Consider the following 12,773-nt stretch of genomic DNA (forward strand, 5'->3'; position numbering starts at 1 on the left):
TCCACGACAATCGGCACCATGCATATGTTTCAGGCAGAGAGTCATGCCGCACTCGATGCGGCATCCATACTGACTTTCATTGGAAGACGGATCCCCGGGTCAAGCCCGAGGATGACTACAGAAAGACTTATTACTGGACTAATGAGACCGCCTCATGAAGATTTCGGTCCCGACAAGGCCGGGCTCATCAACGTCATCAGATCCCGGAATTAACTGTATTGGCATATCATGACTCCAGCAGTCTGTGCAATCCCTTGAGCGCTATACCAACCCACTCAGGACGGTTGTTCAGCTCATAGTTCAACTCGTAAATAGCTTTGTCCATAAGGTACGCACGAAGCAGCATGGACTGCTGTTGCTGATTTTTCGGAATCAAACCCTTGCCTTTGATCTGCTGTGCATACATCTCATAGAAATGTTCCCCCACATAGAAGCTCCATAGTTCAGCCCATTGCTCGAGATACTCGACATCTTCCGGCCTGATCGACTTGTCGTTAATCAGCACGCTGAAGGCAGCGTAATGGAACGAGCGGATCATTCCGGCAAGATCTCTGAAAACCGAGCGCTTGAGGCGCCGTTCACTCAGCGACCTCGCGGGCTCTCCTTCGAAATCGATGATAATGAAATCCTTACCGGTAAACAGCACCTGACCCAGGTGGTAGTCACCGTGAATTCTGATCTTCCCACCCTCTATTTTCCCCTGCTTGATATGTGAAAGCTGCTGCAGGATAGCCTGTTCGCTCTCGAGTATCTCTTCAGCGAGGGCCTGATGCTCGACGGCGATTTTTCTCTTTTGCTGTTTCAGCATCACCATCCCCCTTTTCACCTGCTCGCGCATCGACTGGTAAATGGAACGTTGATAAAGCGTTGTAAATGGTTCCGGTGCGAAGTCATCTCCAAGCCTTTTCGAAGCAAGAGCTTTATGCATACCTGCCGTTCTTTCAGCAAGCTTCTTGACCATTTCAAGATACACCTCACCGATAAGCTCATGCATGATCGCAGGCATCGGCACTTTATCCCCTCCGGAAACCGGGAGTTCCGGTACTGTTTCGATAAGGTGCTGTTTTGCCAGCACATCTCCATAGTAGCGGTGCACGAAGTTCAGAGTGACTTTCCAGGCGTCTCCCTGATTGGGCACAAAATTCTGTAAAACAGCCAGAGAGCACTGCTCCCTTCTGTTTTTAGTGTAATTGAGCGCACCGAGGTACAACGGCACACTATCGAACGTTGTATTTTCGGTCAGTACACGGCAAATTTCAACTTCGGGCGAAACACCTGAAGAGATCTTCCTGTAGAGTTTCAAACAGAGTGAGTCATCGTACATGATGGACGTATTGCTCTGTTCGGCACCGAACAATGTGGAGTCGATCTCGTCTACCGCTGTACCGGCAAGAAAACCGTCGAGTTTCGCTCCCCGCAACGAGGTTATTTTTCCGGCGCAGCCTTTGAGGTCGGACTGCCCGACAATCATGTCCAGCAACACCTTATGAAAATCCCCCTGCCAGGCAGCATCACACAGATATCCCTCCTGCTCACCGACCTTGACTTTGACGATGACCCGCTTCGAGAAGTTTTCATCTTCCTGATCTATCTGTTCAGCAGGAACGTAGGATACAGGAAGTTGATAGAGCTCGTTCGGACCGCTTGGGTAGCGAACTTCGACAATCAGGTAACGTATATTTTCATGCCCCCTGACCTCGATGTTCTCGTTTATTGCAACCCTGACTATTTTGCGTGCCTTCCCTCCGAACCAACGGCAGTTTCGGATATACTTCGGCAGAATCCTGGTCTCGATACGTTCGAGATATTTCCCCCGAAAAAGGTCCTTCCAGTGAGACACCTTCGCAAAGGTGTGTTCGAGATAGGGGCGATCCTCGATCTCCTCATGGCTTTCAACAAGCCTGAACCAGAAATACCCGTAAGGCCCGAGCGTAATGGTGTATGGTGTCGATCTGATACGGGGAAAATAACTGAGGCTGAACACCTCTTCGGGTACGAATCCCTCGTATTCCGAAAGATCGATATTCACCGCCTGAGGGCTCTTGGAAAGGTTGATGATGCAAAGCATGGTCTCATCCTCATAGGTCCTGGTAAATATCAGTGTCTGAGGATTTTCAGCATGGATGAACTGCACATCTCCTCGACTGAATGCTTTGTAACGGCGCGCTATAACGAGCATATGCCTCATCCACCACAAGAGAGAGTTGATGTTGCCTTCCTGGACTTCGACGTTGACCGCTTCGTAATGGTATTCCGGATCGATGATCACCGGAAGCTGCAGCTGCTGGGGATTGGCTCTCGAAAAACCGGCATTTCGGTCACTGTTCCATTGCATGGGAGTCCTCACACCGTCACGATCACCAAGATAGTAGTTGTCACCCATACCGATCTCATCGCCGTAATACAACACCGGTGTACCTGGAAGCGAGAGCAGCATGATGTTCATAAGCTCTACCTTGCCGCGGTTGCTCGACATAAGCGGGGCAAGACGACGCCTTATCCCGAGATTGATTCTCGCCCTCGGATCGTTTGCATAAACGCGGCGCATATAGTCACGCTCTTCATCGGTAACCATTTCGAGGGTCAGTTCATCATGATTGCGCAGAAAAGATGCCCACTGACAGCTTTCAGGTATTTCCGGGGTCTGTTCGAGGATATCGATAATAGGAAACCGGTCTTCCATTTCAAGCGCCATGAACATCCTCGGCATAAGAGGAAAATGAAAGTTCATGTGGCACTCGTCACCTTCTCCGAAATATTCCGCCGCGTCTTCCGGCCACTGATTCGCCTCGGCGAGCAACATGCGATTCGGGAACTTCCGGTCGACATGCTTGCGAAGCCTTTTTAGAAATTCATGGGTTCGGGGCAGATTCTCGCAGTTGGTCCCCTCTTCCTCATAGAGATATGGTACCGCATCGAGACGCAGTCCGTCAACCCCCATCTCCAGCCAGAAATCAAGCACTTTGTAGATTGCTTTTTCAACAGCGGGATTCTCAAAATTCAAATCGGGTTGATGGTGGTAGAAACGGTGCCAGTAATACTCTTCGGCAACATTGTCGTAACTCCAGTTCGAAGCCTCGAAATCCTGAAAAATGATTCGCGCATCAGCATATTTTCCGGGGTCTTTGCTCCACACGTAGAAATCCCTTTCCGCCGTTCCAGGCTTGGCTTTGCGGGAGCGTTGGAACCATACGTGCTGATCTGACGTATGGTTGATGACCAGCTCGGTAATGACCTTCAAGCCCCGTTCATGGGCTTCATCGAGAAACATCCTGAAATCCTCTAAGGTGCCGTAATCAGGATTGACCTCCATGTAATCGGCGATATCATAGCCGTCATCCTTCAACGGTGACGGGTAAAACGGCAGTAGCCAGATCGCGGTAATACCAAGGCTTTCCAGATAAGGCAGCTTCTGGCGTAATCCTTCGAAATCGCCGATACCGTCATTGTTGCTGTCATGAAAAGTTTTAACGTGCGCCTCGTAAATAATGGCGTCCTTGTACCAGAGTGGTTCAGGTTGATATGCGTCAGAAGCTCGCGGCATAAAGTTTGGCAATGATAATTGGAAAGATAGTTTTGAAACCGCTGTTTTTGATTTCAGGGTTCCTGGTTAATAAAACATTTGTAACTGTTTACAGATACAGATGGACCTTGAAGATATGTACCGGCACCTGTTCGGGGTTCAGCTCGACATAGTTCCACTCGCTGTCCCATTCATACGTACGTCCGCTCAAAAGATCCTCAACCCTGAAACGATGAGTATGCGGCAATTCGAATCGTTCAAGCGGAAACCGCAGCCAACCGGTATGGGTATTTTGCGGATCGAGGTTGACGACCGTCAGAATGATGTTCCCCCCGTCCGGCGAACGTTTCAGATACGCCATAAGCATGTCGTGCTCAAATCCTTCTCCGGCATCAACTCTTACAAATTCGATGTCGTTGGTTTGCTGAAGAGCAGGGTTATCTTTTCGTATACGGTTCACCGCCGTGATCTCGGCGCGGATATTGCCCGGCCTATCCATATCCCACCGCTTGATCTCGTACTTTTCCGAATCAAGGTATTCCTCTTTGCCTTTTCTGACGGGAACATGCTCACAGAGTTCATATGCAGGGCCATACATTCCATAGTTCGAAGACAACGTTGCCGCAAGCACCATCCGGGTAATGAATGTGGAACGATGCCCAGCCTGCAGCTCCTCATGCAGAATGTCCGGGGTATTAGGCCAGAAATTCGGCCTCATGTACTCTTTAACCTCGGTGGTCGTCAGTTCCGCGAGGTATTCCTGAAGATCTTTCTTGGTATTTCTCCACGTAAAATAGGTATACGACTGGCTGAACCCACCTTTGGCGAGCCTTGCCATAACTTTCGGACGAGTGAATGCTTCGGCCAGAAAAACCGTATCGGGGTACTCTTTCTGTATCTCGCTGATGGCCCAGTCCCAGAACAAAAACGCCTTGGTATGCGGATTGTCCACCCTGAATATCCTGACCCCTTTTTCTATCCAGAACAGCATCACACTTTTGAGCTCGATCCACAAGTTCTCCCAGTCTTCCGTTTCAAAATCAATCGGCAGGATATCTTCGTATTTCTTTGGTGGATTTTCCGCGAACTGTACCGTCCCGTCAGGGCGCCATTTAAACCATTGAGGATGCTGTTTCACATACGGATGATCAGGAGAACACTGGAAAGCAATGTCCATTGCAATTGCAATGCCATGGTCGTCAGCCTCACGGACAAATGCCTCGAAATCCTTCAGGGTTCCAAGTTCCGGGTGAACGGCCTTATGCCCGCCATCACTACTTCCTATCGCCCAGCAACTGCCGGGATCATCCGGCTGGGCAACCAGGGCATTGTTTTTTCCTTTCCGCTTCGTCGAACCGATCGGGTGGATGGGGGGAAGATACACAACGTCGAATCCCATCCTGGAAATAAGCGGCAACATGCGCAGACATTCCTTGAAAGAGCCGTGTTTGCCAGGCTCCTCTGCCCAGGAACGAGGAAAAAGTTCATACCAGGAACTGAATCCCGCTTTTTTCTGATCGACCTTTATTTCAAGGATGCGACCGTACTGCGCGGCAAACGCTTTGTCAGGGTATCGCTGCATCAGATTATGAAGCTCGTCGCATTGTGCTGCCGACTCCGCAATCTTTCTCTCGGCTGTTGTAACGACAGAAGCCAGCTCCACCAATCGTACAGCATCTTTTTTCGGTGCACGGCCAGCCGTATCATCGATCATCGCCGCCCCCATTTGCAGTTCGAGGGCAACATCCTGACCTGCCTCGATCTTCTTGATCAACCCCCTTCGCCATGTCTGGAAATGGTCAACCCATGCTTCTATGGTAAACTCCCATATACCGGGATCTCCCACAGCAAAGGTCCCCTCCCACCGGTCGTTGACAACGGGCTTCATGGGAACACGCTTCCACGCTTTCGAGGATTTTGCCCGATAGCAAAGATCCGCACGAACGATATCGGCTCCATCGGAAAAAATATCCGCTCCCACTATGACCGTTTCCCCTGCAACTCTTTTAGCGGGATAACGCCCATCGTCTATTTCAGGTGAAATTCTTTCGATAACGACACGTCTTCTGCCATCGAATTTTCGGTTGCTGACTGAAGGTTTGCGCTGATAAAAGGTATGACTCATTGGAAAATGGGTATATCTGTTGTAAACTGATGCAAAATAGGGAAAAGTTGCGTTTGCATTATGTGAAAAAAATGATTTTTTAGGATTGAAAGAACAGGATATAAACCTGTCAATCGAACTACTATACGTATAGTCCACTCTCTGCTCTTTGCAAAAGCCCGTAATAGATCGATAACTAAATTGGCAAAAAGAGCACAAGAGCGCTTTTATTCATGGTTAGTGAGCCTTGGCAGGGCACGTAATAATACTGACAGCGGCACTTATATAACAGGAGAAACAACATGTTTGAACCGGAAAAAGAACGACTGCACGAAATACATCATCGCATAGAACAGTTACGGGGGTATCTTTGACGTCGATGAACGACTGAAAAAGATAGGTGAACTCGAACAGATCACCGCAGAAGAAAATTTCTGGGACAACCAGCAGGAGGCCCAGAAGATTCTTGCGGAGATCAGTGAACACAAGATCTGGACCGAAGGGTTCCAAAAACTTGAAAAGGAAAGCACCGAGCTCAAAGAAGAGCTGGAGATTGCCGAAGAACTGGGTGAAGAATCTCTTGCCGAAGAGATAGATCCCCGTATCAGTGCCATCGAGCAGGAAATCACGGCTATCGAGTTCAGAAACATGCTCTCCGGCAAGGATGACCCCGGAAACGCCCTGATTACCATACATGCAGGCGCTGGCGGCACCGAAGCCCAGGACTGGGCAGAAATGCTCTACCGGATGTACATGCGATGGGCGGAACGAAAAGGGTTCAAGGTATACACGGATGACTATCAGGAAGGGGAAGGTGCGGGCATCAAAACCGCCACGCTCGAGATACTGGGCCCATACGCCTACGGGTATCTGAAAGCCGAGAACGGCGTGCATCGTCTGGTGAGAGTATCGCCATTCGACTCGAACGCCCGCCGCCACACCTCGTTCGCCAGTGTTTTCACCTATCCGGAGGCCCCGCCGGATGCCGAAATCGACATCCGCAAGGAAGATCTGGAACTATCCACCTTTCGAAGTGGTGGCAAAGGCGGGCAGAATGTCAACAAGGTTGAAACCGCTGTACGTATCAAGCATATGCCTTCCGGTATCGTTGTATCCTGCCAGCAGGAACGTTCACAGTTTCAGAACCGGGAACGTGCAATGAAAATGCTGCGCGCTCAGCTCTATCAGAAACAGCGTGAGGAAGAAGAAGCACGCAAGCAGGAAGTTGAAGGCAAGAAAAAGAAAATCGAGTGGGGCAGCCAGATCCGCAGCTACGTCATGGACGACCGCAGAATCAAGGACCACAGAACGAACCATGAGCGACACGATATAGAAACCGTCCTTGACGGCGATATAGACGATTTTATGGAGAAGTATTTGTCGGAATTCACCAACTGATGGGCACCCCAATATATTCATTGCGTGCTTCAATTGCGCCGTTGAGCGGATAGATGCGCTCCGTTCACCGTGCACTCGAACCGCTCATAACAATACATTGGGGTGCCATGGCATCTCTTGAATCACCGAAAAACAATGGCAGAAAGCTCCCTCAAGTTCGGCGTCATCACCGACATTCATTATGGAAATGGTGACCGCCTCAAGGAAAAAAACGACCTGCACACTTGCTTTGATTTCTGGCGGAAAAATCGGGTAGCGTTTGTCGTACAACTCGGCGACCTGATTGACGGCAAAGGCCCTGAAGCAGTGGAAAACCTCGTGGGTGCAACCGCTGTTCTCCGCGAATACCCCGGACCATTGTACCATGTTGCCGGCAACCACTGCCTCGGCGCCCCGTTGGACCGCTACCTCGAAGAAACCGGCCTCGATGCACCGTACTACACCTTCAGCATAAACGGCATACGCTTTATCGTACTGCACGGTATGGATATCAACCCGGAATCCAAGCCTGAAACCACTTCCGATAAAGCCAGAAAAAATCTCCTGAACCATGATCCCTGGGCAAATCTCTACTGCGGAGCAGTCGGAGAAGAACAGATTCATTGGCTCGAACGACAGCTTGACGAAACACGTGAATCGAGAGAACAGGTTATCCTTTTCTGCCATTTCCCCTTACTCAAAGAAACCTCCGACGAACCGCACGGCCTCTTGTGGAACCACGACGAAGTAACGGATGTACTGCGCCGCTACGACAACATCATCGCCTGTTTCACCGGTCACCTGCACCGCAGTGCATATCTCAAGCGTTACGGCATTCACTTCATGACCATGGCGCCTTTCCTCAAACGCAAAGAACCTCCCCACTATTCCTGCGGAATGATAGAGCTCGATAACGCATCGATGACGGTATACGACCAGAACCTCGACAAACTGCATACGCTGAAGATAGACTGACCATCCATGAAAAAGATGCTGAAACGCTTTTCAATCCTGCTTTTCTGTCTTTTAACAGGCGTATTGTCAGAAGCCGTCGCCGATACAAAACCAAGCCTCACCCTGGATACCATCTCCAAAAAACAGGGTGAATTTTTTACCGCAACGGTATCGGGAACCCGTTTCATTCCAGACCTCTGGTTCAATGGTGAACATTTTACCATGTTCCGGCAGAAAGACGGCAGTTACCGGGCACTCGTACCGGTCGAGAACCTGTCGAAACCCGGCAGCTACGCCATACTTGCAAAGGCCGATGACTGGAAAGAAAAAATTCCCGTCACGGTTGTATCAAACAACCGGCTGGTTCAGAAAATATGGCTCGACAGAAAAACCAACAGCCTGAAAGCGACCAAGGAGGAAAAAGAGCAGGTGAAACAGGGGCTCCGAACACTGAGCAGCGAAAAGCTCTGGTCGGAACGCTTCAGTTATCCCTGCAACGGCAGAAAATCAAGCCCTTTCGGCGTGAAACGCTCCTACAATGGCGCACCTGTATCGAGCTACCATAAAGGCATCGATATCGCCGTTCCCCGAGGCACACCGGTGAAAAGTCCTGCGCCGGGAAAAGTCATGCTCACCGGCTATGAGTCAAACCGCTTCCATGTACACGGAAACACCGTCATCATCGACCACGGCCAGGGCCTGACGTCGATCTACCTGCATCTGCATTCGATCAGCGTCAAGGAAGGAGATGTTGTGAACAAAGGCGAAACCATAGGCACCGTCGGCAGCACCGGTATCTCCACCGGCCCCCACCTTCACTGGGGTACCTACCTCTACGGCACCAGCGTCGATCCGGAGTTGTTTGTGGAAAGTGAATATTAGGCGGGGTAACCAGAGCGACTCAATGGCTTTTTATGTTTGCAGAATTTCAATGACAGTAGAAGCCATAGTATCACTTGTCTAAATAGACATCTTTTCGATGACGAACCCGGACAATGTGTATAAGCAACTTCTCGTCTACCACCTCGTAGACTATCCTGTAATTGGCAACTCGCACCCGGAATAACCGGCTTGCCCCTTTAATTTTACGTACTCCCGAAGGGCGAGGGTTGGATGCTAACGACTGAACGGTATCGACAATTCGAGGAACTACTGCTTTATCGATCCGTTTTAACTCTTTCAATGCCGACGACTTCCACTCAATCTGGTAGACACCCATCGCGTTTTAGCTCTTCCATAACTTTTTTATGAGCAATCACAGGCTCATCACGCCTCTCCGCGACCATAGCAAGGTCACTCAAGTCTTCAAGCAGCTCTTCATATTCTTTAAGAGGTAAAATCACTGCTCGCTTTTGACCTTTGGCATCAGTTATATAATCAGGTTTAAAGTCTTTAACTGATATCATATTCAAACTCTTTGTTTCCCAATTCTAATAATCAATGTAACAGAAATCATCAATATCTTTCAAAAGATACGCAGTACATACACTGTTTGTTCAATTCTCAACGGCCCCTACCTCTATGGCACCAGCGTCGATCCGGAGTTGTTTGTGAGGAACGTGTACTGAGGGGATATACACGCTGAACCGGTAAAATGAAGGACGATCGAAAAAGCAGAACGACGTGGTTGCTTTTAGAACATCCATCCCGTCGGGTTTGGAGGCGCTTCTTTTTGGTCGAGAAACTTTATGCCATTAACGCAGCGAATAATTAACCAGACCACCCAGAAAATAAGTACCAGTATTCCGATAACAACAAAAGAGAGTATTATCCCTATGAACAAGTAAAGAAGTCCTATCCAGAACGTTCTGATCTGGAATTCGTAGTGACTTTTCAACCAGTCCGGAGCATCGTCTTTATTGATATACGCCATGACAACACCGATTATCGCTGTAACACCAAATACGAGCCCTACAAGATAGAGTATGTAGACGATTTTTGCGGTACCCTCGGTGGTTGGCTTTTCTTGTACTATTGCTTCATCCATGGTTTTTCTCGATTGTTGGTTGCCGATTCATTGGTGCCCCTTATGATTTGGCACCTATAAGTCCCAACAAAAGCATAGATTTTTCACAGGACCTTCTGAAAGATACCGCATTTATACTCAACACTCAAATGTAAGCCATGCCTCACCGGCATCTTTCAACAAACAAAACCTCAGTTCCATCATAAGCATGTAACGCCTCTCCTGAACCCGTATCTTTGACAAATGAATAGATGCTTGTGATCGACAAGCATATCATCCTCAGCTTACTGTTATCTTCAATTGCCTTCTGTGCAAATACGTTGTAGTAGCCATGAACATCCCTTATTGCCGAACATTTATTCTCACATCTCATAGCTGACGCTCGAATTCAGAATATCAAAAAGTTCAGCCCTGAATGATCCACTGAGAAGATATACGAGACATCGGGTGTATAATTCAATCCCAGGAAACCCCTACGGTATATCACTCCACGACTCGGCTTCCTGTGCTTTTTCAGCAGCCTCCAACGGAACGGCTGGGGCACCGAATGTTTTTTCCTCTGCTTCCTCTGAACGAGGGGGAAACGTTTGACGGCCTTCGCTGTTGGCATCGTTGATGAGCCACATCAGACGAACCCAATAGATTCCAAAACCGGCAAACCCGAGGTACTCGATCCAGAATACCCAACTGATTTCAGGAAAATATGCTTTGAGTTGATTGTGAAACAGAAAGGTGATGATACCGATAGTCATCAAAGTCAATGAAAGAGCCTTAACTTTCCATAATCTTTTGAACCATGTTTCCGGTTCGGAGAGGCGGCTCAAAGCGTCCTTGAGCTTCGGCCCGCCGCTGTAAATCACGGAAGCCACTGCAGAAAGGTAGAGAAGGCCTGCTGACGGGAGATGCAGGACCGGGAGAAGTCCGGGAACGCAGTCTGGATGTTCGGAAAGTATGCACTGCATAGGAAACAGCGCAACACCAAAGGCGAAAATACCGGCAGCGTTATGAATAAAGTTGTCCCTCTCGTCCAGGCCGCGGTACGAGTAAAGCACCCCGCCAAGAAAGGCGAGAAAAATCAGGAAAAGCGTCCGGGGCACGCCACCGTCTTTGACGGTAAAATAGTAATCACTGAGAGAAGGCTCGAGGTCGCAGTCTAAAGCAAATCCGGAAAATGCCGTAAGCAAAGGCATCCCGATGAGAGCCGCTCCCGCCATATATCGGAGACGACGGTATGTCTTGCCTATGCTCTGGTCTGCAAAACCGCTCCTTTTTTTCATTGCCACTGCTTCTGATCGATACGTTGAGAGGAGATATGAAGCACCGTTCGTGAACTCGTCTCTTTGACAAGTGAATAGATGCCTGTGATCGCGATAGGCATATCATCCTCAGCGTACTGTTATCTTCAATTGTCTTTTGCGCAAATACGTTGTAGTAGTTACGAGCGTCCCTTATTTTCGAAAAGGATCGATAATGGTAAGCCCTTGAATTTTCTGATGGTGGTGCAGCTCTTCCGAGTAAAGCACTTCGCAATCGGCTTGTAATGCAGCTGCGATGATCAGCGAGTCATAGTGGCTATAACCCCAACGCTCCATAATATCAAGCGCCTGTTTGTAAAGGTCGAGGCTGCTAAAAACCCTGCATAGCCCTGCAAGAACCGTATCGAGATATTTTCTGCAATCCTGCAGGGAAAACGGAACATCGAATTTTTTTGTAGCGACATTGATGAATTCCTGGACAACCTGAGAGCTGATCACTCCTTTTCCGCCATGCAAGGCATTTTTGATCAAACGTAGAGCTTCCGCCTGTTTGGCCGGAAAAGTTGAGTCAAACGAATAAACCAGGATGTTGGTATCGAGAAAATAGTTACCGTTCATTCATCTCCTCCCTCGCGAACTTCTTTCCAGGCCGAACATAACTCATGGAACGCATCAGATCATCGAAATCCCGCGCCCTTGCTTCGGCACTTACATAACTCTCGAGCCATCGCCTGAATGAAGCGTTCAGTGTTGTATGTTCACGCAGCGCCTTTTCCCTTGCTTTCCTTATCAGCTCCTCATCCGCGCTCAAGGTGATATTCTTCAACATAACAGTACATCATAGCGTTTAGCGTACGTTGTGTACACTACTCTCGTGTACAATATACAGAAAACACCGCAGACCGCACATAATTCCTGGAGACAGAGATACTGCCCGGTAAAAAATCCTCATCCATCGAAAATCAGCATGCCGCTATTTCACCACAAGCATCTCATCAGCCCCTTTCTGAAATCGATATCTCACCTTCTGAAACGAAACGTCGACTCCATCAGCGACGAGTGACTCTATGATAGGGCTAACGTATTGTGACCGGGAACCGTCGAGGGTTACCAGGGGGTAAACCCGAACCTCATGAGCGACGCGGCAAAGCTCCTTCATCGAGAGAATGTGCTGTTCAAGACTGACATGGTCACTGTAAAGAAAAAGGTAATGAGAGCATAAAGCGATATCGAAGGCGTTGTCTCCGAAAGGAAGTTCGGGTAATGAAGCGTTTATATAGCGACCTGCTTGTTTTCCTTTTTCGTAGTCATCGAAAAACCGTGCCATCGCCTCCATGCGCACTTGAACGAGATGGTCGATGTCGTGTATCGACTCCCAGATGTAATCATCGAAATTTTTTGAAACCTCACGAACGATTTCTGGACAGACGCCTCTCACACGTGAACGGATCTCTTGGGTGCTGAACCGGTATACGGGATCGGCCGAGATGACGTTTCCGCCGACTTTTGTCAATTGGGCGTTGAATGCTGCAGGACCGTCGCCGCATCCGAGAACTGCCTTTTGAAGATCGGCATCCGTTAGGAGGAACATAT

12 protein-coding genes are annotated in these 12,773 nt (G+C 48.9%); 3 read left to right on the forward strand and 9 right to left on the reverse strand.

Annotated features, from left to right (window positions below):
- Window positions 1-226: 226 nt before the first annotated feature.
- A complete protein-coding gene (gene treS / locus CR164_RS05760; protein WP_110022970.1) occupies window positions 227-3,544 on the reverse strand; it encodes a maltose alpha-D-glucosyltransferase in 3,318 nt (1,105 codons plus the stop codon).
- A gap of 88 nt (window positions 3,545-3,632) precedes the next feature.
- Entirely contained in the window at window positions 3,633-5,648 is a 2,016-nt protein-coding gene (locus tag CR164_RS05765; protein WP_110022971.1) for an alpha-1,4-glucan--maltose-1-phosphate maltosyltransferase, read from the reverse strand.
- Window positions 5,649-5,929: 281 nt separating this feature from the next.
- Between CR164_RS05765 and prfB the strand changes: the two genes are divergently transcribed.
- From prfB to CR164_RS05780, 3 genes are all read left to right on the forward strand, one after another.
- Window positions 5,930-7,025, forward strand: a protein-coding gene (gene prfB, locus CR164_RS05770) for a peptide chain release factor 2 (RefSeq protein ID WP_110022972.1) whose coding sequence is annotated in 2 segments (ribosomal slippage) — window positions 5,930-5,998 and window positions 6,000-7,025 — 1,095 coding nt in all. Because the reading frame shifts where the segments join, the coding sequence is not laid out codon by codon here.
- A 135-nt stretch (window positions 7,026-7,160) separates the two neighbouring features.
- Window positions 7,161-7,979 (forward strand): metallophosphoesterase, encoded by an 819-nt coding sequence (locus CR164_RS05775; RefSeq protein ID WP_110022973.1) that lies wholly within the window; start codon window positions 7,161-7,163, stop codon window positions 7,977-7,979.
- A 6-nt stretch (window positions 7,980-7,985) separates the two neighbouring features.
- Window positions 7,986-8,840, forward strand: a complete 855-nt coding sequence (locus tag CR164_RS05780; protein WP_110022974.1) for a M23 family metallopeptidase — start codon at window positions 7,986-7,988, stop codon at window positions 8,838-8,840.
- Window positions 8,841-8,910: 70 nt separating this feature from the next.
- Here CR164_RS05780 and CR164_RS05785 read toward each other — a convergent pair whose 3' ends face one another.
- The 7 genes from CR164_RS05785 to CR164_RS05820 all read right to left on the reverse strand — a co-directional run bounded on the left by CR164_RS05785 (window position 8,911) and on the right by CR164_RS05820 (window position 12,771).
- Window positions 8,911-9,177 (reverse strand): type II toxin-antitoxin system RelE family toxin, encoded by a 267-nt coding sequence (locus tag CR164_RS05785; RefSeq protein ID WP_110022975.1) that lies wholly within the window; start codon window positions 9,175-9,177, stop codon window positions 8,911-8,913.
- A complete protein-coding gene (locus tag CR164_RS05790; protein WP_110022976.1) occupies window positions 9,158-9,364 on the reverse strand; it encodes a hypothetical protein in 207 nt (68 codons plus the stop codon). The genes CR164_RS05785 and CR164_RS05790 overlap by 20 nt, the downstream gene beginning before the upstream one ends.
- A 227-nt stretch (window positions 9,365-9,591) precedes the next feature.
- Window positions 9,592-9,945: a DUF4870 family protein gene (locus CR164_RS05795; RefSeq protein ID WP_110022977.1), complete on the reverse strand. Its 354-nt coding sequence runs from the start codon at window positions 9,943-9,945 to the stop codon at window positions 9,592-9,594.
- 452 nt (window positions 9,946-10,397) lie between these two features.
- Window positions 10,398-11,201: a hypothetical protein gene (locus tag CR164_RS05805; protein WP_110022979.1), complete on the reverse strand. Its 804-nt coding sequence runs from the start codon at window positions 11,199-11,201 to the stop codon at window positions 10,398-10,400.
- Between the two features lie 171 nt (window positions 11,202-11,372).
- A complete protein-coding gene (locus CR164_RS05810) occupies window positions 11,373-11,798 on the reverse strand; it encodes a PIN domain-containing protein (RefSeq protein ID WP_110022980.1) in 426 nt (141 codons plus the stop codon).
- A complete protein-coding gene (locus CR164_RS05815; protein WP_204901792.1) occupies window positions 11,788-12,009 on the reverse strand; it encodes a hypothetical protein in 222 nt (73 codons plus the stop codon). The genes CR164_RS05810 and CR164_RS05815 overlap by 11 nt, the downstream gene beginning before the upstream one ends.
- Before the next feature lie 144 nt (window positions 12,010-12,153).
- Entirely contained in the window at window positions 12,154-12,771 is a 618-nt protein-coding gene (locus CR164_RS05820) for a class I SAM-dependent methyltransferase (RefSeq protein WP_239994469.1), read from the reverse strand.
- Window positions 12,772-12,773 lie beyond the last annotated feature (2 nt).

Origin of the sequence: Prosthecochloris marina, assembly GCF_003182595.1 — a bacterium.
In the GTDB taxonomy this organism is placed as follows: domain Bacteria; phylum Bacteroidota; class Chlorobiia; order Chlorobiales; family Chlorobiaceae; genus Prosthecochloris; species Prosthecochloris marina.

Excerpts from the sequence above, each read along its gene's own strand:
- treS (WP_110022970.1), bottom strand. The coding sequence starts at position 3,544 with ATGCCGCGAGCTTCTGACGCATATCAACCTGAACCACTCTGGTACAAG.
- CR164_RS05765 (WP_110022971.1), bottom strand. The coding sequence starts at position 5,648 with ATGAGTCATACCTTTTATCAGCGCAAACCTTCAGTCAGCAACCGAAAA.
- CR164_RS05775 (WP_110022973.1), top strand. The coding sequence starts at position 7,161 with ATGGCAGAAAGCTCCCTCAAGTTCGGCGTCATCACCGACATTCATTAT.
- CR164_RS05780 (WP_110022974.1), top strand. The coding sequence starts at position 7,986 with ATGAAAAAGATGCTGAAACGCTTTTCAATCCTGCTTTTCTGTCTTTTA.
- CR164_RS05785 (WP_110022975.1), bottom strand. The coding sequence starts at position 9,177 with ATGGGTGTCTACCAGATTGAGTGGAAGTCGTCGGCATTGAAAGAGTTA.
- CR164_RS05790 (WP_110022976.1), bottom strand. The coding sequence starts at position 9,364 with ATGATATCAGTTAAAGACTTTAAACCTGATTATATAACTGATGCCAAA.
- CR164_RS05795 (WP_110022977.1), bottom strand. The coding sequence starts at position 9,945 with ATGGATGAAGCAATAGTACAAGAAAAGCCAACCACCGAGGGTACCGCA.
- CR164_RS05805 (WP_110022979.1), bottom strand. The coding sequence starts at position 11,201 with ATGAAAAAAAGGAGCGGTTTTGCAGACCAGAGCATAGGCAAGACATAC.
- CR164_RS05810 (WP_110022980.1), bottom strand. The coding sequence starts at position 11,798 with ATGAACGGTAACTATTTTCTCGATACCAACATCCTGGTTTATTCGTTT.
- CR164_RS05815 (WP_204901792.1), bottom strand. The coding sequence starts at position 12,009 with ATGTTGAAGAATATCACCTTGAGCGCGGATGAGGAGCTGATAAGGAAA.
- CR164_RS05820 (WP_239994469.1), bottom strand. The coding sequence starts at position 12,771 with ATGTTCCTCCTAACGGATGCCGATCTTCAAAAGGCAGTTCTCGGATGC.